Genomic DNA, 18,704 nt, shown 5'->3' on the forward strand with positions numbered 1-18,704 from the left:
TCTCATGGTTCCATGTGAAGGTACACAATGCTACTCATATTTCAAATTAAAAATATATAACATTGCTTATGAGAAAGCCCTAAAGTGTTATTAATGAATGACTAAACGAAAGAGTTTTTCTTTGGTTGACTACTCATTTCCTCTAAAGAAGATCCTATCTGTTGGTATCCTGGTTCTTACTGCTGTAGTTTATTTCCAAATGCGAGGTCTCCGGCATCTCCAAGCCCTGGTACAATGTATCCTTTGGCTGTCAGTTCATCATCAATATCACCGGCCCAAATGCTCAGGTTACTATCGGCATGTCTCTGAACATATTCTATTCCCACGGTACAGGCTATGGCTACGACGAGGTGAATATGTTTGGGTTTACCCAGACTTTGCAGGTGTTCGATGGTTTTCACCAGGGACGCGCCCGTTGCCAGCATGGGATCGGATAATATAACTACCTGACCGTCAATGGAAGGGCTGGACACGTATTCCAGGTTGATATCGAAGGTGCCGTCGTGTTTATGCTTACGGTAAGCAGAAATGAAGGCATGATCAGCTTTGTCAAAGTAGTGAAGCAAGCCCTGATGGAGCGCTAATCCTGCCCTCAGGATGGTAGCCAGAACGGGTTGTTGTTTCAACACCCTGCAATTGGCAATACCCAGTGGTGTCTGAACTTCCTTCTCTTCGTATTCCAACGTTTTACTGATCTCGTAAGCGGCTATTTCTCCGAGTCTTTCCATATTGCGCCTGAAGCGCATGCGGTCTGTCTGTACTTCCACGCTTCTGATCTCACTTAACCAGTTTCCTACTAACGAATTGGTACTACTTAGATTCACTATCATGTATGCAAAATACCAAAATTTTCAGAGCCTGGAAATGTAAATAACAATAAAGTAACGAAAAGACCGGTCACGGGCTTGAAACCCATGACCGGTCTGACACAAACAATGAATTAAGACCGGTGTACAGAACTATTTCGTACCATGATTGTTACTAAGTAATTGTGCTTTTTTAACCAATTGAATGAATTCTGCACGATATCCTTCTTCGTCCGTACCACGGGCATTTCCGGCCAGTTTCAGAACCTGGTCCCAGGTAGCGTTTCCTTTATGTTCTGAATTACGCAGCAGCAGTCCGAAGTCGGCAACTGCAGTGGCCATACGGAAATCTTCGGGAGCTGCTGTTATATCCTGCTGTTTCCAGTATAATACCTGTGTGATCAGCTGACTGGTACTGGCTTTAGGCTCTTTATAGCGCAGTTTCACGGTGAGCACTTCTGAACTGTTTCCTGCGGGTTGTTTTGCCAGCTGGTATTTCAACGGATCTACCGCCAGCGGTTGATTGCTCCCTTTACTTGCAGTAACGATCTCGTACAGGGCAGTCACAGTATGGCCTGCACCCATATCTCCCGCATCTTTTTTATCGTTGTTAAAATCCTCGTTCTGCAGCATTCTGTTTTCATAACCTACCAGCCTGTACGATTGTACATACTTAGGATTGAATTCTATCTGTAGCTTAACATCTTTCGCAATGGTGAACAATGTACCGCCAAACTCTGTAACGAACGTGCGGCGGGCCTCTTCGAAGTTATCGATGTAAGCATAGTTGCCATTTCCTTTGTCTGCCAGTATTTCCAGTTTATTGTCCTTATAGTTGCCCATTCCAAAACCCAGTACGGAGAGGAAAATACCTTTTTCACGTTCCCTCTCAATAATGCGTTGCAGTTCTCCATCGCTGGAAGGGCCTACGTTAAAGTCGCCATCAGTAGCGATGATCACGCGGTTATTGCCGTTCTGCAACAGGTGCTCTGCTGCTGTTTTGTATGCCAGCAGGATGCCTTCTCCACCGGCAGTAGAGCCACCGGCTTCCAGTTTGTCGAGCGCATCGAGAATAGCAGTTTTATTTTCTCCGGAGGTAGAAGGCAGCACCAGTCCCGCCGCGCCTGCATATACCACTATCGCTACTTTGTCAACTGGCCTTAACTGGCCTGTCAGTGCTTTGAAGGCCTGTTTTACCAGTGGTAATCTTTGTGGGCCGGACATAGAGCCGGATACATCTATCAGGAAGACGAGGTTGGAAGGAGGAAGATTGTCTTTTGACATGTCTTTACCTTTCAGCGCAATACGCACCAGCTGGTGATCTGTATTCCAGGGACAAACAGCCATATCGGTATGTATGGCAACCGGAGCTTCGCCGGTAGGATTACCGTATTTGTAATCGAAATAATTGATCATTTCTTCTACTCTTACTGCATCAGCAGGAGGCATATCCCCATTGTTCAGGAAACGCCTGATATTGGAGTAGGAAGCGCGGTCCACATCAATGGAGAAAGTGCTGAGCGGTTGATCTGTGACGGTATGGAAGATGTTCTCATTCACAGGGCTGTAATCTTCTGTCTGATGGTCGTAATACCCGGTAGAGGCAGTCGTTGCACCATACATGTTACCACTGATCATCTTCACGTCCTTTCTCGACGCATAGCCTGTCACCACTACTTCATTCATTACCGGTGCTGGCGCCGGTACCGATTTGTCCATGACTACCCGCTGTTTGAGGTTTTTGATCTTAATATCATCCGCAGTAGCTGGAACCGGTTTTAAGCGGATATTGAGTTTAGCTTTCTGGTCAGCAGAGACAAGCAGTGTATCTGTTTTGTAACCTGTAAACGCGACATAAATAGTAGCCTGTTTTCCATCAAAGGAAATACTGAACTGGCCTTTTTTATTGGTAGTTACCTTTGCCTTGTTGGTAGCTGAAGTTGTTAGTTGCACCATGGCGCCTGCCAGTGGTGTTTTGGTATTATGATCGGTGACAGTCCCCTCTATTTTATGTTGGGATTGCGCCAGTCCGGGAGCAGATATGCTTGATATACCGAGGATGATGAGTCCTGTCAGCAGGAGGAAGAGATGTCTTTGCATAGCACAATTTTTTAGTCTGCTAATAAGATGCAGCGTATCCACCCGATTCCATAAAACATGAAAAAAAAGTATGTAAACAGCACATTATTTACTTTTGCACAAATTTTAGTGCATGGTTTATAATGTAATAGGTGTAACCTCAGGTACTTCGCTTGCTGGATTGGATGTTGTTTTTGCAGCCCTGACGGAAGTAAGGGGAAAATGGACATATGAGATAAAGGCGGCAGAACGCCTGGCATATACCCCGGAATGGGAGGAAAAACTGGGGGGAGCAGCGAATCTGCCTGCCAGGGATTACCTGTTGCTGAATAGTGAATACGGGCATTATATAGGACATACTGTAAATCAGTTCATATCGCAGCACCAGCTGGACCACCAGGTACATTTCATTGTAGCCCATGGTCACACTGTATTTCATGTGCCCGCGCAGAAAATGACAGCCCAGCTGGGCGATGGGGCCGCCATCGCAGCAGTAACCGGTTTGCCTGTCATCAGCGACTTGCGTGCTATGGATATTGCCCTGGGAGGAAAAGGAGCGCCTATTCTTCCAATAGCTGAGCAGTTGCTATTCCCCGATTACCGCTACCGGATCAACCTGAGCGAGAATGCGACAATGGCAGTGCAGAAAGATGGTCAGTTCCTGGCATTTGATATTTGTCCATGCAACTATGTACTGGATGCCCTGGCAGAAACACTGGGCCGTAGCTATGACGATGAGGGAAAACTGGCAGCAGGTGGTGTGACAGATCAGCCACTGCTGCAAGCACTGAATGGATTGGCATTCTACAATGAAAGCTATCCGAGAGCACTGGCATCAAAGTTCGGTACCGGTGTAATAATGCCAATGATCCAGCAACATCAGTTGTCAACACAGGGGAAACTGAATACCTATACCCATCATATTGCTGCACAGATCGGGAATGTAGTAAAAGACTTCCAGCCACAGGAAGGAGAGGAGGGATCAAACAACTTATTGCTCACAGGCGGTGGTACGGCAAACACTTACCTGGTAAAAGTGATACAGGAAGCGCTACAGCCATTGAATATTACCGTCACAGTACAAGAGGAACCTTTCCGTAATGCACTCATGATCGCATTACTGGGCGCCTTACGCTGGAGGCAGGAAACAAATGCCCTGGCTTCCATAACAGGCGCTGAGAAAGACAGTGTAGGTGGTGCGCTTTGGGCGGTGTAGGGGTTAAACATAGCTTTGATTGCAGGGTTTAAAATGCACAAGCCATGTTAATCCTGCAATCAAAGCATATCATTAGTCAAAGATCAATCTTACAATACAGCGGCTGTGAAGCTAAATGTATCCCCATCAAACAATCCTTTATCACTCAGCTTCAGATGAGGGATTACCAACAGCGCCATGAATGACAAGGTCATAAAAGGTGCATCCAGTTTACTTCCCAGTGCCTTCGCCGCTTTATCTAATTCACTATACCGGGCAGCTACTTCATAACCATCAAGATTGCTCATCAACCCTGCAACGGGTAAAGCCAGCACAGACACATCACCGTTATCCACTACGCTCACACCACCTTTATGCGCGATCACAGCATTTATCGCCTGTGCAATACTCTCATCATCCACACCTACAGCAATGATGTTGTGACTATCATGCGCCACAGATGAAGCAATCGCTCCCTGTTTAAAGCCAAAGTTCCTGATGAAACCCAGCGCCACAGGAGCAGGATTATACCTGTTCACCACAGCAAGTTTCAGGATATCTTTCTCAGTAGAAGAAAATAACTGATTATCTACAACAGGCAATGTCTCTGTGAAACTGTTAGTGATCAGTTGACCACCCAATGCTTCAATCACTCTTACATTCGCTGTAACACCACTGGCAGTAATACGAAAATCACTGCTGGATTTAGGTGCACAATCAAAGTTGTTAATGACAGGAGCAATGACAGAAGGGATGCGGGTTTCACCATGCTGGGCCACAGCTATGCCATTGATGTAAGTAGCTACGATATTGAATTTGTCAAGATTATCTGCAACAATAAAATCTGCAGGATCGCCTACACGCAGTAGTCCGGATGGGATCCGGTAATGAAGAACAGGATTCACACAGGCAGCGCGTAATACCTTGAAAAGATCGATCTTCAGTGCCAGCGCCCTTTTCACCAATACGTTGATGTGGCCTTCCACCAGGTTGTCAGGATGTTTGTCATCGCTACAGAACATGATCTTCTCCGGATAATCATTCAGCAGGTGTATCAACGCATCAAAGTTACGTGCAGCGCTTCCTTCACGGATGAGGATATGCATGCCGTAATGTAATTTATCAAGCGCTTCTTCAGCTGTAAAACATTCGTGATCTGTGCTGATACCGGCCGCGATGTATTTCTTCGCATCTTCACCACGCAGGCCCGGCGCATGGCCATCTACAGGCTTGCCGATACGTTTTGCCGCAGCTATCTTCGCCATTACATCCGCTTGCTCATGCAGCACACCGGGAAAGTTCATCATCTCAGTGAGATACAACACCTCCGGCTTCTGCAACAACGCTTCCACGTCTGCAACCGTTACTTCAGCACCGGCAGTTTCAAAGATGGTGGCAGGCACGCAGGAAGGGGCGCCAAAGCAGAATTTAAAGGGAACGGCTTTTCCATTTTCCAGCATATATTCTACACCTTCTACACCCAGTACGTTTGCAATCTCATGCGGATCGGATACTGTAGCCACAGTACCATGCACCACTGCCAGCCTGGCAAACTGTGAAGGCGTCAGCATAGAACTTTCCACGTGCACGTGCGCATCAATAAATCCCGGTAAGAGGTATTGCTCATATGTGGTCGCATCTTCCGTAATACGGGCTATAACACCGTTTTCAACGATAACGGTGGCGGGATATATCTTCTGTTGTAAGATGTCTATCAGGTTGCCGGAGATCCGGAATGAGTTTGTCATGCAAGAAAGCGTTTATGATGAATAATTTTGCAGCATCGCTTTGGCTTCTGCTGCCATCTTTTCTGCCAGGTGTGCAGGCTGTAATATTTTTACATTGGCCCCATAACTAAGCAGTAACATCTGTAATTCATGATTGATCACCACGTTGAGTGAGATCCGGCATTCTTTGTCGTTGTCCTTTTCAATCTGCTGGGAAGGATGGATAGGCTGCGACTTGATATATTTCCCCTGTAAAGGTGTAAAGGCAAGCTCCACTTTTTCTGGGGCGCCCTGAGGCACTGTTACGCCAATGGCGTGCTGATAATAACTGGCGTCATCAAAATTCTTCTCATCGAATGTTTTGTTGGTAGGCCAGATATCCACTATCCTGTCCAGCGCAAACGTAAGGAGGGTGCCACCTTTAGCTTTCTGGCTTTTACCGATCAGGTAAAAGCGGTACTGGTATTCACGCAGGTGATAGGGTTCCACCCAGTGTTCCTTGGGCTCATTCCTGTCGAAGCTCTGGTACGCAATACGTATTACCTCCCTGCCTTTGATAGCATCCACGATGAATGGAATATGGGATGCGCCTTTGTATTGTGTGGCGCGGGAAAATTTGATCAATCCTTTGTGTTCCAGTACTTCCCTGTTCTTTTTCAGGCTGGCGGCTATTTTCAGAATAGCGTCCTCAAACTGTACAATAACCGGCAGGCTGCGGAATTGTTCCAGTATACCGATGGCAATCTCAAGTCCCTGCAGGTCAGCTTCATCTATCGGCAGGCTATTGATGGAATAGGTGTCATCTTCATAACGATAGGTCCCTGTACTACGATCGTACAGGATGGGGGCCTGGTAATTCAATTCGGGGTCATGACGCATATCCTGGATATCTTTTTGAATAGTGCGTACGGAAATGGTAGCCCCCATTTTCGCGGATACGAATTCAATAAGATCTTCCAGGGTGGGTTTTCTCAAACGCTTGTTGCGTAAACGCTCGTCGATCCAGCGATAACGCGAAACAGCATCCTTGTTTTTAGGCATGCATAGAAATATTTAGAGGATAAAAGTAGTTAAAATTCGCTACGCAAATTCTCTGCGTTTTGGCCTGCTATCTTTGTATTGTTATCAACAACGAATCGGTTATGAAACAGACAAATACCGCTACAGTAACCAGCTCGCAGGCCATCTCGGTTGGCCAGATCATCCTGGATGATACCAATTATTTAACCTTCTGGGGCCATATCCGGAAGGACGATACCTGGCAACGTTGTGACTTTATCACTACCTACGAAGTGCTGAACACTATGTTACGCTACGTACAGGACAGAAGTGATGCAGTGCAGATGACCATTGTGCAGAAGCTGGAGAATATGGAACAGATCCCGGACATGATAGACCTGGAACTGGAGCTGGGAAAGGCTGTCGTATTTGATAACATGCATTTCCGGTTAACCCGCCCCGGACATAGGGAAGACGGTAACTGGATTGAATACACAGACGGAGAATGTTACTATATAGAACAGGTAACCCCATTACCATCGGCAAAAGTGCCCCTTTATGTCAGGAAAATAGATCACTGTATGGACATGCTTCACAAAAGCTATGAACTGTACCTGGGATATATAGAACTTGACTTTGATGAAGACGCAGCACGTAAAAAAGCTGATCTGACAGATGACCTTAAGTATACCCTGGCATATTACGCATGGAAAGAACGGACATTGTAATGTTATTCCCACATACTATCCTCATGTACCCTTGAAAAGCCCCCTGGTAACCCCGAAAAACGACCCGGTAACCCCTACGGTGTTGTGTTGTGCTTCGTAAGCGTTATCCCTGATACCTCTTACATCCAGTTGTTTGTTTGAGCTCCGCCCCGCCTGATCTACAGGCGGGGAATTATTTTTTCAAAAAATAGGTGCAAAGTCTATAATATTTGTAGGAAAATCCTATTTTTGAATACTCTAAAAAAACATGACCTTATGAGCTTAAGATTAGGGGATATAGCACCGAACTTTCAGGCAAAGACATCACAGGGAGATATTGATTTTTATGAGTACCTGGGCGATGGCTGGGGAGTTCTTTTTTCACATCCGGCAGACTTTACGCCGGTTTGTACTACCGAATTAGGCAGGACAGCGCAGTTAAAAGAAGAATTTGCAAAACGTAACGTAAAAGTACTGGCTTTGAGTGTGGATCCTCTGGATAAACACACCAGCTGGATCAGCGATATAAACGAAACACAGAACGCTAATGTCGATTTCCCGATTATAGCTGACCAGGACAGGAAAGTTTCCGATCTTTACGATATGATCCATCCGAATGCATCAGAGACCGCTACAGTAAGGTCACTGTTCATCATCGGACCAGATAAGAAGGTTAAACTGATGATCACTTACCCGGCTTCTACAGGCAGAAACTTCGTTGAAGTACTGCGTGTAATTGATTCTCTCCAGCTGACAGCGAAGTACAGCGTTGCTACGCCAGCTGACTGGAAAGACGGGGAAGATGTAATTGTGACAATGGCGGTACCAACCGAGGATATTCCTGCGCGTTTCCCGAAAGGCCACAAAATCATCAAGCCTTACTTAAGAACAACACCTCAGCCGAACAAATAAGGCGGGTCGCTGTTATAAGTGAGTCAAATACAAGATTTCGTTTAAAACCTGCACCATTTGCGTGTCAGGTTTTTATTCATAAGAGTTTTTAATGGTTGGTTTTTGATTTTTACGAAACGGGGATTTCTCCCCGTTTTTTTTATTTCATAACATATGGGGAACCGGCATAAATGGGGTGATAACCCCGGGGACGGGTATAGGGACGGACGCATCGCAGTGGACGGGTGAACCCCCGGAATGAAAATGGCGAAATGCCAGATGGTATGCGGAACCCGGGAATGGCAATGGGATAAAGAAAAAGGCGATCCCCGTTTCCGGAAATCGCCTCTCAATATATTGATTTATAATATTCTATAACACCAGCTCTGAGCTCTGACCACTATTCTTACGCAATTGCGTCACCACTGCCTGTATATCCTTCGGCAAAGGCGCCTCAATAACCTGTTCTTGTCCCTGTTGGTCCTTAAAATGCAGCTGCCAGGCATGTAATGCCAGCCTGCTCAGTAATGGACGCTCTTCTTCCGTTCTCTTCCCCAGCTTGTAATTTTTCTTAATGGCAGACAGGAATACCGGCACACTGGTGCCATATAACTCATCTACCGCAATAGGATGTCCCAGGTGTTTCATATGCACACGGATCTGGTGGGTACGGCCTGTATGGATCTGTAGTTTCACAAGACTGTACAGTCCGAAGCTTTCCAGTACTTCATAATCCGTCAGGGCGTTTTTACCTTTCCTGTTTGTCACCATTTTACCTTTTACAACGGGATGTTCCATAATGGGCTCATCCACGCTGCCGGTAGGAGGGATCAGCTGTCCGTTCACCAGCCCCTGGTAGAATTTCTTCACATTACGGCTTTCGAACAACTGGGAATAGTACTTATGGGCTGCCTCATTCTTTGCAAACAGGATGAGGCCACTGGTATCCTTATCCAGGCGGTGTACGGTAAATATCTCGCCGTAATGCTTTTTCAGCAGTCCCTGGATGGATTGCAGCTGGTTGTCATGCCTGTCCGGAATGGTGAGCATGCCGGCCGGTTTGTTCAGGATAACAAAATCGGGTGTTTCTTTTATAATGATGTCGTTAATGCGCATAGATTACTTAAAGTGCTTCAGCAAAATGATTTCTTTTTCAGTCAGGAAACGCCATTTACCACGATTGATATTCTTTTTGGTAAGACCGGCATAAGTAACACGGTCCAGCTTTTCCACGTCATACTCAAGATGTTCGAAAATGCGGCGAACGATACGGTTCTTACCACTATGGATCTCAATACCGACCTGGGTTTTATCGCCTGTTTCCACATAACCCAATGCATCCACATTTGCGATGCCATCTTCCAGTGTTACACCCTGCAGGATCCTTTCGAAATCTGCTTTGGTCAATGGCTTGTTTAGTCCTACATGGTATATTTTCTTGATGTTATGCTTCGGATGCGCCAGCTTTTGTGCCAGTTCGCCGTCGTTGGTCAGCAGCAGCAGACCGGAAGTATTGCGGTCCAGGCGGCCTACAGGATATACGCGCTGATCGTCTGTCACGGCGTCTTCGATCAGTTCCATCACCGTTTTACGGCCTTCCGGATCATCGGTGGTAGTGATGTATCCTTTGGGTTTGTTGAGCAGGATGTATACCAGGTTTTTCTGGATGGAGATGCGTTTATTGCTGATCGCCACATCGTCTTTAGCCGTCACCTTGAAAGCCGGTTCTGTTACCAGCTTACCGTTCACGGTCACTTTCCCTTCTTTCACAAAATCTACCGCTTTCCTGCGGGAGCAAAGTCCCGAGTGAGCGATGTATTTATTCAGCGGCATTTCGCCGGTATTATTGCCTGATTCTTCTTTCTTAGACTGCTTTTTGCTGAATGGAGCGCTGTCTTCGCTGTGACGGGCTTTTCTCACTGCGGATTTACGGTCCTGTTTGTCGGCAAACCGCTCGTTGGTGGAGTCAAAATATTTTTTACGGTTAAAGCCGCTGGGGGTAGGGCGTTCCTCGCGGGAGCTGCCACGCTTACCTGCCTTACGTTCTGAAGGGCCGTGGAAGGCGCTGTCATCGCTCTGAGGGCGTTTGAAAGGAGTTCTGCCATTGGCAGTTTTGCGCACAGGCTCTATACGAGGCCTGCGGGCTGTTTTGTCTCTTTCCGTACGTTTGGTGCCCGGAATTTCTGATGGGTCAGTACTACGGGCTGGACGTGAGCGGGGAGTCTCTTCGTCCTTACCTTTACGGTTGGTCGGGAAAGAGCGTTCAGGTTTGCCTCCTGCTTTATTGCCGGGACGGAAAGTATCACCATCTTTCGGCTTACGGTCTGACGAAAAAGAGCGTTCAGGCCTACCTTCAGTCCTTTTTGCCGGACGGCCATTCTCATCATCACCGCGTTTGCGGTCACTTTGGAAAGGACGCTCAGTTCTTTTAGCATCGTTGCGGCCCGGACGGCCGTTTTCATCATCACCGCGTTTGCGGTCGCTTTGGAAAGGACGCTCAGTTCTTTTAGCATCGTTGCGGCCCGGACGGCCGTTTTCATCATCACCACGTTTGCGGTCGCTTTGGAAAGGACGTTCAGATCTTTTAGCATCGCCGCGGCCAGGACGGGCTTTATCGTCATCGCCCCGCTTACGGTCTGAAGCGTTACGCGGGGTAGATTTATTGGAACTGCTGTTCTTATTTTCCTTGAAAGGGGAAAATCCTTTCTTAGCAGGTGTATTTTTTCTCATCTGTTAAATTTTGAATTTGTTAGCAGGTAGCTGATCAACCTTTATTGGCCAATTGTCCGCAGGCGGCATCAATGTCTTTACCGCGGCTGCGCCTCAGGCGTGCATTTACCTTGTGTTTAGTCAGGTATTCCATGAATGCCTCGGCAACGTCCTCATCCGGTTTCATGAAGCGGGCGTTGGAGATTGGATTATATTCAATAATGTTGACCAGATCTGCCGGTACCTGGCGGTATATACGGATCAGCTCATCGGCATCCTTGAAGGAGTCATTAAAATCCTTAAAGAGGATATATTCAAATGATATCTGGTTCTGCGTAGCTTTATAAAAGTAGTTCAGGGCCTCAATCAATACCTTCAGGTTATTGGTATCATTGATAGGCATGATCTGGCTGCGTTTCTCGTCGTTGGCAGCGTGCAGGGACAACGCCAGATTGAATTTCACCTTATCATCTCCCAGTTGGCGGATCATTTTGGCCACTCCTGCGGTAGATACCGTGATACGTCTTGGGGACATGCCCAGTCCGTCAGGAGAAGTAATGCGTTCAATGGATTGTAATACGTTCTTGTAGTTCAGGAGGGGTTCACCCATTCCCATGTACACGATATTACTGAGTTTCTTGCCATAGGCTTCCATTGCCTGCTGGTTCAGCAGGGCCACTTCGTCATATATTTCGTCATAATCCAGGTTACGCTTACGGTCCATATAGCCCGTAGCGCAGAATTTGCAGCTCAGGCTGCAGCCTACCTGGGAGGAAACGCAGGCGGTTTGCCTGGTATCTGTAGGGATCAGTACGCCTTCTACCAGATGTCCGTCATGCAGGCGGAAGCGGCTCTTGATAGTGCCGTCATTGCTGTGCTGGGTGGTATCCACCTGAATAGCGGGAAGTGTGAAGTGTTCTTGTAATTTATTGCGTAAGTCCTTGGAAATGTTGGTCATAGCTTCAAAGCTGCCGGCGTGTTTCAGCCACAACCATTCATACACCTGTTTGGCGCGGAAGGGTTTTTCCTCTATTGACCCAAAGTATTCCTGTAATTCCGGCAAGCTGAGGTGCCGGATATTTGTTTTGCCCGATTTCATTCCTGACCTTTAAATGAGATAATGTCTGCCTTACGGCAGTCGGTAGTAAGCTGCAAAGGTACGGTATTTTAACGCACGACCATAATAATGTACTGATGACACATTTGTGGTGATCTTCAATACTGCTTCTTCTCTGCTTTAACTCTGCTAGTTCTCTCCTTGTTCTCTCAGTAGTATGATCAGGAATAATGACTGGGTTGGTATCAAAGTATTGCCTGGTTTCGATACAGACAGGTACAAGCTTCGTTTCTCCTATGTCCAACTTACGTTCATCTTACGTTCAAAGACCTAGGATGAACGTAAGATGGACATAGGAGAAACGAAGCTTGTACGGGACTAAACCGAATAATAATGCAGGTTGTGTCTTCCTGGAATTCAGATTCTCCTGTCTCCAGTTCGGTTCGAATCCGGTCCGACTTCGCTTGATATTCGATGGAGACTATAGCCTATAGGTGCTCTGGGCCTGCTTTACAATAGCTTTTGTATAGCCTCGGCTATAGAACAGTGCCTATAAAGCTATAGTAGAGCGCCTATAGCTATAGCTTCCACCCGATCTCCAGTATATCTCAAGTATATCTCAAGCGAATGAGCGCTTTATTGCGGGGAGACGAGGGGCCTGCATTGGTATTACCACGCTTTACCCTACATTTACACCCTTTATTAACCAAAGCAATCCACAAAAGCAATGCAAGCTGCCTATATAGTAGATGCGGTGCGCACCCCGATAGGTCGTTATGGCGGGGTACTCAGCTCCGTAAGGCCTGACGATATGCTGGCCCTTCTCATAAAATCAATCCTTGAACGTAATCCAGGCCTCGATCCTGCCGGTATAGAGGATGTAATAGCAGGAGCTACCAACCAGGCCGGGGAAGATAACCGGGATGTGGCCAGGATGGCTGCCTTACTGGCTGGTTTGCCGGTAACTGTACCCGGCAATACCGTGAACCGCCTCTGTGCCTCCGGTATGCAGGCCATTATGGATGCTGCCAGGGCGATTATGTGTGGGGATGGGGATGTATTCCTGGCGGGAGGTGTGGAAAGCATGACCCGTGCGCCATTGGTAATGCCGAAGGCTGACGGTGCCTTCAGCCGGAAAACAGAAATGTATGATTCTACCATTGGGTGGCGTTTTACCAATAGCAAACTGGCGGAAATGTATTATCCCTATTCCATGGGCGAAACTGCCGAAAACGTGGCCCGTCAATGGAATATCAGCAGGGAGGAACAGGACCTGTTTGCTTATCAGAGTCAACTGAAATACAAACAGGCATATGCAGCAGGGAAATGGACTGCAGAAATCATCCCGGTACCTGTTACACCTAATAAACAGGGACAGGTGATCATCACTGACGATGAGCCGCCAAGAGAGACTTCACTGGAGAAACTGGCCGGGTTGAGACCCGCTTTTGCAAAAGATGGTAGTGTTACTGCAGGTAATTCAGCTGGTATCAACGATGGCGCTTCTGTGGTGCTGGTAGTGTCTGAACAGGCCCTGAAACAGTATAATCTCAAACCGCTGATGCAGATCAAAGCCATGGCGGTAGCAGGAGTAGATCCGTCCATCATGGGGATAGGTCCGGTGCCGGCTACGCAGAAAGCCCTCCGCCGTGCGGGGCTAACGGTAGGACAGCTTGATTTGATTGAGCTGAATGAAGCGTTTGCTGTGCAGTCGCTGGCATGCATCCGCGACCTGGGACTGGATATTGAGAAGGTCAATGTGAATGGCGGTTCTATTGCGATCGGGCATCCCCTGGGATGTACGGGCGCGAGGATAGCGGCAACACTGTTGCACGAGTTCCAGCGCCGGCCGGAAGCGAAATACGGCTTGACGACGATGTGTGTGGGAGTAGGACAGGGCGCAGCGATGATCTACGAGCATCTGAAATAAATTCAGGAATATTTTCTGTAGGAGTACCGTGGCCTGCCTGACACAGGTTTTATACCATATCAAGGTTGAAACGCTGGAGAAAGGGGTACTGCATTTCAGCCCGCCCTGGTGGGCTGTGTGTTTGTAGGATCAGGTTGAAAACCTGGAGGAAAAGTCACACAGGTCAGCTCCGCCGGGAGCTGTGTGTTAGTAGCCCAGGGTGCAACCCTGGGGAATTAAGAACGGGCGGTCGGAGTCTCCCGGCCGCCCGTTGATGGCAAGCAAAAAAAGGATTACAAACAAATCTGCTTCTCCGTCATCATCTTCCGGAGATTGATCAGGCCATATCTCATACGGCCTAATGCGGTATTGATACTCACCTGGGTGAGGTCTGCTATCTCTTTAAAGCTCAAATCAGCATAGTGGCGGAGAATGATCACTTCCCGTTGTTCTTCCGGCAGCATATCCAGCATCCTTCTTACGCGGTCGTGGCTTTGTGCTGTGATCATTTTGTCTTCCGCACTGCTTTCGCTGAAATTCAGTACGTTGAAAATGTCTTTATCGTCACTGGTCTTGATGATAGGCGTACGCTTGATCTTACGGAAGTGGTCCACACACAGGTTATGCGCAATACGCATGGCCCAGGGGAGGAACTTTCCTTTCTCAGTATAGCGTTCAGCTCTAATGGTATCGATAATCTTTATAAAGGTATCCTGGAAAATATCTTCAGCCAGGAATGCGTCTTTCACAAGTAATACGATAGAGGTATAGAGCTTATCTTTGTGCCTGTGCACTAATTCTTCCAATGCGGAAGCGTGACCCTTTTTGAAAAGAGTAATCAGTTGCTCATCACTTAGTTTGTACATTATTTGCATAAACTTCTACAATAGCGGGTTTATAATAAAAATAGGACTTGTGACAGTCGTAGGAAAATGTGTAGAGTTTATGCTATAATAGGTAGTTTTTAGTTTAGTAAAATAGAATCTGAAGTGGCCTTCAGTTCTCTCATCTAATGCAAATATAATGTAATAGTTCAATAAAACAATCCCTCATTCGTGCAATTTTAAGATAGACTGCAATCCGTTGTATTGACGTATGGTTGTACGTTTGCCGCTTAGTATATAACACGTTCAGGTAGAATGGAATTGCCCCGGATTGGTTTACTTTCGGTATTTTTGCATCCATTATGGCAACTAAAGTGAAGAAAACGGAAACTATAATTGACGATCAGTCAGTTAGTACACAAGATCAGATTTTCATTAAAGGTGCTCGCGTTCATAATCTCAAAAATGTGAGCGTAGGTATCCCCCGAAGCAAGCTGGTAGTCGTGACGGGAGTATCCGGTTCCGGCAAGTCTTCACTGACGATGGACACGTTGTATGCTGAAGGACAACGCCGTTATGCGGAAAGTCTCAGCTCTTACGCCCGCCAGTTCCTCATGAGGATGAACAAACCTGATGTCGATTATATCAAGGGCATCTGCCCGGCCATTGCCATCGAACAGAAGGTGATCACCCGTACGCCTCGTTCTACCGTGGGCTCCATGACAGAAGTATACGATTATCTCCGCCTGCTCTTTGCCCGTGTCGGCAAAACATATTCCCCCATTTCCGGTCAGCTGGTGAAAAAGCACGAGGTGAGCGACGTGGTGGACTTTATCAAGAAACTGCCCTCCGGCGCTAAGATACAACTGTTGGTCACCTTCCGCCGTCATGCCAAACGTGAGGTGAAAGAGGAATTACAGATCCTGATGCAGAAAGGCTTCTCCCGCCTGTATGTGAAAGAGAAGGGCGCCGGTACCCTGTTGCGCATCGAGGAACTGCTGGACGAGAAAAAGCCTTCTTTACCTAAGGAGGCATACCTGCTGGTAGACCGTCTGGTAGCGAAAGCGTTTGAGGAAGACGACCTGCACCGTATTGCGGACAGTGTGCAGACAGCGTTTTACGAGAGTGAGGGCGACTGCCTGGTAGAAGTGGATGGCGGAGAATTGAAACACTTCTCCAACCGTTTCGAGCTGGATGGCCTGCAGTTCGAAGAGCCGGTTCCCAACCTGTTCTCCTTCAATAACCCTTATGGGGCCTGTCCTGTTTGTGAAGGCTTCGGACAGGTGCTGGGTATTGATGCCGACCTGGTGATCCCTGATAAACGCCTGAGTGTATATGAAAACGCCATCGCTCCCTGGAGAGGAGAGAAAATGGGCGAATACAAGGAAGCGCTGATCAAAGCCGCCAGGAAGTTCAATTTCCCGATCCATAAGCCGATAGTTGACCTTACAGAAGAGCAATACCAGTTGCTGTGGACAGGTAACGAGCATTTCTACGGACTGAATGAGTTCTTTAAGATGGTGGAGCAGAACCTCTACAAGGTGCAATACCGTGTACTGCAATCCCGCTATCGTGGCCGTACTACCTGCCATGAGTGTGGTGGTGGCCGCTTGAGGAAAGAAGCGTTGTACATCAAGGTGGGTGGCGTTAACGTGGCCGACCTGGTGGATATGCCGATCAGTAATCTCAATGAATGGTTCAAGAAACTGGAGCTGAGTGAATACGATCAGCAGGTAGCGAAAAGGATCCTGGTGGAAATTGATCACCGTCTGAAGACCTTACTGGATGTAGGTCTGGGTTACCTGACACTGAACCGTGTGGCCAATACACTGAGTGGTGGAGAAAGCCAGCGTATACAGCTGACCCGCTCGCTGGGTAGTAATCTGACCAATTCGATGTATATCCTGGATGAACCGAGCATCGGTTTGCATGCGCGTGACACACATCGTCTGATCGGCGTACTGAAAGAACTGCGTGATCTGGGTAACACTGTTGTGGTTGTGGAACATGATGAGATGATGATGGAAGAGGCGGACTATATCATCGATATGGGACCGTTGGCCAGTCACCTGGGAGGTGAAGTGATCTTTGCCGGTAATTATCAGCAGATATTAAAAGATACCAAAAGCCTGACAGGAAAATACCTGAGCGGACAGCTCCGCATAGAGCCGCCTGCTCACACCCGTAAGTGGAAAAAGGCCATTAGCCTGGAAGGTTGCCGTCAGCATAATCTGAAGAACATTGATGTAGACTTCCCCTTACAGGTACTGACCGTGGTAAGCGGCGTGAGCGGTTCAGGAAAGACTACACTGGTAAAACAGATACTGTACCCTGCCCTCATGAAGCTGAAGGGAGAGTTTGCAGAACGTGTGGGACAACATCGTGCCCTGAAAGGTGCGGTGGATGATATCACCCAGATCGAAATGGTAGACCAGAACCCGATCGGTAAATCATCCCGTTCTAACCCAGTTACTTACATCAAGGCATATGATGAGATCCGTGACCTGTATGCAAAGCAGCCGCTGAGCAAGATGCGTGGTTTCCAGCCCAAACATTTCTCCTTCAACGTAGATGGTGGCCGTTGTGACGCTTGTAAAGGAGAAGGGGAAGTGATTGTTGAAATGCAGTTCCTGGCAGATGTGCACCTGCTGTGTGAAAGTTGTGGCGGTAAACGTTTCAAGGATGAAGTACTGGAAGTTACCTATAAAAGCAAGAACATCTACGATGTGCTGGAAATGAGCGTGGAGGAATCACTGGAATTCTTTAAGGATGAGAAGGATGTCTGTAATAAGATCCGTCCATTGAGCGATGTGGGACTGGGTTATGTGAAACTGGGACAAAGCAGCGATACCCTGAGCGGTGGTGAGGCACAGCGTGTGAAACTGGCTTCCTTCCTGGGTAAAGGAAAAGCACAGGGGCATATCCTGTTCATCTTTGACGAACCGACTACCGGTCTGCATTTCCATGATATCAAGAAGTTACTGACCTCTTTCAATGCCCTTATCGATCAGGGACATACCGTGCTGGTCATTGAACATAACATTGACGTGATCCGTAGTGCTGACTGGGTGATAGACCTGGGGCCTGAAGGCGGCGCCGGCGGTGGACAGCTGTTGTATGCGGGATTACCGGAGGGACTGAAAAACGTGAAGGAAAGTTATACCGGTCAATATCTTTAAGTCCTTACTTCATTAAGAAGCATAAAGAAGGAAGAAGTATTAAATAAAAAATAGGCTGTTCGCTTTTGGCGGACAGCCTATTTTTTATTTAATCAGTTTATGGGGATTTATTATCTGAGTCTGTCCAGGGACTTGATCAGCTTCTCATCTTTATAAATGCCTCTTGCGGCCAGAAAGAGGAAGATCAGGATCAATATTGGCAGAAAGGCGCCAGGCAAATAGGATGCATCAGAAATATGTCGACCTCCTTCCTGCAGCTTATTGGCTGTATTCAGTACTTCAAAATACTGCAGCGCAATGGATGCAATCGCCAGGAAAATATTTAATACGGTTAGCCGGAACTGCAGCTTGCGGTTTTTGAACAGGAAGATGCAAAAGAGCGCCAGTGCCACGATCAGCATATAAACTACAAATACAACGAAGCTGGACTGGGCTTTGAAATAACTCAGGGTTCCGTCGGTTAGAGTAGCTTTCCAGATATTCATGAACCAGGTGCCTATACCGGCCGCTGCGGCTAATAGAAGATAAAGACTTTGAATGCGTTGTATCATGTTTGTCAGGGAGATTAATCGTGGTAAAAATAAGTAAATATTGTGAACCTACTCTTTTGTGCTACTTCCTG

General features: G+C 47.2%; 14 protein-coding genes. 5 read left to right on the forward strand and 9 right to left on the reverse strand.

The genetic code is table 11. The annotated features are described in order from the left end of the window. Positions 1-176: 176 nt before the first annotated feature. Positions 177-830 carry a uracil phosphoribosyltransferase gene (gene upp, locus F3I09_RS27965; RefSeq protein WP_149698363.1) on the reverse strand — a complete coding sequence of 218 codons (654 nt, stop codon included), beginning with the start codon at positions 828-830 and terminating at the stop codon, positions 177-179. Positions 831-959: 129 nt separating this feature from the next. Beyond that, on the reverse strand, positions 960-2,906 hold the full coding sequence (locus tag F3I09_RS27970) for a von Willebrand factor type A domain-containing protein (RefSeq protein WP_149698364.1): 1,947 nt from the start codon (positions 2,904-2,906) through the stop codon (positions 960-962). A 112-nt stretch (positions 2,907-3,018) separates the two neighbouring features. Here F3I09_RS27970 and F3I09_RS27975 point away from each other — a divergent pair, with 112 nt between their 5' ends. After that, a complete protein-coding gene (locus F3I09_RS27975; RefSeq protein ID WP_149698365.1) occupies positions 3,019-4,101 on the forward strand; it encodes an anhydro-N-acetylmuramic acid kinase in 1,083 nt (360 codons plus the stop codon). A gap of 89 nt (positions 4,102-4,190) precedes the next feature. On the opposite strand, the gene ade is transcribed toward F3I09_RS27975, so the two are convergent. Both ade and F3I09_RS27985 read right to left on the reverse strand, forming a co-directional pair. After that, positions 4,191-5,828 (reverse strand): adenine deaminase, encoded by a 1,638-nt coding sequence (ade, locus tag F3I09_RS27980; protein WP_149698366.1) that lies wholly within the window; start codon positions 5,826-5,828, stop codon positions 4,191-4,193. Positions 5,829-5,840: 12 nt separating this feature from the next. After that, a complete protein-coding gene (locus F3I09_RS27985; RefSeq protein WP_149698367.1) occupies positions 5,841-6,848 on the reverse strand; it encodes a YafY family protein in 1,008 nt (335 codons plus the stop codon). A gap of 101 nt (positions 6,849-6,949) precedes the next feature. Here F3I09_RS27985 and F3I09_RS27990 point away from each other — a divergent pair, with 101 nt between their 5' ends. Then, positions 6,950-7,534 carry a hypothetical protein gene (locus tag F3I09_RS27990; RefSeq protein ID WP_149698368.1) on the forward strand — a complete coding sequence of 195 codons (585 nt, stop codon included), beginning with the start codon at positions 6,950-6,952 and terminating at the stop codon, positions 7,532-7,534. Between the two features lie 255 nt (positions 7,535-7,789). Beyond that, positions 7,790-8,425, forward strand: a complete 636-nt coding sequence (locus F3I09_RS27995; RefSeq protein WP_149698369.1) for a peroxiredoxin — start codon at positions 7,790-7,792, stop codon at positions 8,423-8,425. 351 nt (positions 8,426-8,776) lie between these two features. Here the strand turns inward: F3I09_RS27995 and F3I09_RS28000 are convergent, their stop codons facing one another. The 3 genes from F3I09_RS28000 to rlmN are packed head-to-tail and all read right to left on the reverse strand — an operon-like array spanning position 8,777 to position 12,212. After that, on the reverse strand, positions 8,777-9,520 hold the full coding sequence (locus tag F3I09_RS28000; RefSeq protein WP_149698370.1) for an RluA family pseudouridine synthase: 744 nt from the start codon (positions 9,518-9,520) through the stop codon (positions 8,777-8,779). A gap of 3 nt (positions 9,521-9,523) precedes the next feature. Beyond that, entirely contained in the window at positions 9,524-11,134 is a 1,611-nt protein-coding gene (locus F3I09_RS34490) for a pseudouridine synthase (protein ID WP_223233414.1), read from the reverse strand. 34 nt (positions 11,135-11,168) lie between these two features. Continuing rightward, positions 11,169-12,212 (reverse strand): 23S rRNA (adenine(2503)-C(2))-methyltransferase RlmN, encoded by a 1,044-nt coding sequence (gene rlmN / locus F3I09_RS28010; RefSeq protein ID WP_149698371.1) that lies wholly within the window; start codon positions 12,210-12,212, stop codon positions 11,169-11,171. Positions 12,213-12,897: 685 nt separating this feature from the next. Between rlmN and F3I09_RS28015 the strand changes: the two genes are divergently transcribed. Continuing rightward, positions 12,898-14,100 carry an acetyl-CoA C-acyltransferase gene (locus tag F3I09_RS28015; RefSeq protein WP_149698372.1) on the forward strand — a complete coding sequence of 401 codons (1,203 nt, stop codon included), beginning with the start codon at positions 12,898-12,900 and terminating at the stop codon, positions 14,098-14,100. 272 nt (positions 14,101-14,372) lie between these two features. Here F3I09_RS28015 and F3I09_RS28020 read toward each other — a convergent pair whose 3' ends face one another. Further along, positions 14,373-14,954: a sigma-70 family RNA polymerase sigma factor gene (locus F3I09_RS28020; protein ID WP_170117377.1), complete on the reverse strand. Its 582-nt coding sequence runs from the start codon at positions 14,952-14,954 to the stop codon at positions 14,373-14,375. A 311-nt stretch (positions 14,955-15,265) separates the two neighbouring features. On the opposite strand from F3I09_RS28020, the gene uvrA reads away from it, so the two are divergent. Next, the gene (gene uvrA, locus F3I09_RS28025) at positions 15,266-18,082 is read left to right on the forward strand and encodes an excinuclease ABC subunit UvrA (RefSeq protein WP_223233415.1); all 2,817 of its coding nucleotides are present in this window, start codon (positions 15,266-15,268) and stop codon (positions 18,080-18,082) included. Positions 18,083-18,192: 110 nt separating this feature from the next. Here uvrA and F3I09_RS28030 read toward each other — a convergent pair whose 3' ends face one another. Further along, entirely contained in the window at positions 18,193-18,633 is a 441-nt protein-coding gene (locus F3I09_RS28030; RefSeq protein WP_149698373.1) for a DUF4293 domain-containing protein, read from the reverse strand. Positions 18,634-18,704: the final 71 nt, after the last annotated feature.

The sequence above is a fragment of the Chitinophaga sp. CF418 genome, assembly GCF_900142925.1.
Taxonomy (GTDB): domain Bacteria; phylum Bacteroidota; class Bacteroidia; order Chitinophagales; family Chitinophagaceae; genus Chitinophaga.

Bases quoted from the DNA above. Each gene is read 5' to 3' on its own strand.
- upp (WP_149698363.1), bottom strand. From the start codon at position 830: ATGATAGTGAATCTAAGTAGTACCAATTCGTTAGTAGGAAACTGGTTA.
- F3I09_RS27970 (WP_149698364.1), bottom strand. From the start codon at position 2,906: ATGCAAAGACATCTCTTCCTCCTGCTGACAGGACTCATCATCCTCGGT.
- F3I09_RS27975 (WP_149698365.1), top strand. From the start codon at position 3,019: ATGGTTTATAATGTAATAGGTGTAACCTCAGGTACTTCGCTTGCTGGA.
- ade (WP_149698366.1), bottom strand. From the start codon at position 5,828: ATGACAAACTCATTCCGGATCTCCGGCAACCTGATAGACATCTTACAA.
- F3I09_RS27985 (WP_149698367.1), bottom strand. From the start codon at position 6,848: ATGCCTAAAAACAAGGATGCTGTTTCGCGTTATCGCTGGATCGACGAG.
- F3I09_RS27990 (WP_149698368.1), top strand. From the start codon at position 6,950: ATGAAACAGACAAATACCGCTACAGTAACCAGCTCGCAGGCCATCTCG.
- F3I09_RS27995 (WP_149698369.1), top strand. From the start codon at position 7,790: ATGAGCTTAAGATTAGGGGATATAGCACCGAACTTTCAGGCAAAGACA.
- F3I09_RS28000 (WP_149698370.1), bottom strand. From the start codon at position 9,520: ATGCGCATTAACGACATCATTATAAAAGAAACACCCGATTTTGTTATC.
- F3I09_RS34490 (WP_223233414.1), bottom strand. From the start codon at position 11,134: ATGAGAAAAAATACACCTGCTAAGAAAGGATTTTCCCCTTTCAAGGAA.
- rlmN (WP_149698371.1), bottom strand. From the start codon at position 12,212: ATGAAATCGGGCAAAACAAATATCCGGCACCTCAGCTTGCCGGAATTA.
- F3I09_RS28015 (WP_149698372.1), top strand. From the start codon at position 12,898: ATGCAAGCTGCCTATATAGTAGATGCGGTGCGCACCCCGATAGGTCGT.
- F3I09_RS28020 (WP_170117377.1), bottom strand. From the start codon at position 14,954: ATGCAAATAATGTACAAACTAAGTGATGAGCAACTGATTACTCTTTTC.
- uvrA (WP_223233415.1), top strand. From the start codon at position 15,266: ATGGCAACTAAAGTGAAGAAAACGGAAACTATAATTGACGATCAGTCA.
- F3I09_RS28030 (WP_149698373.1), bottom strand. From the start codon at position 18,633: ATGATACAACGCATTCAAAGTCTTTATCTTCTATTAGCCGCAGCGGCC.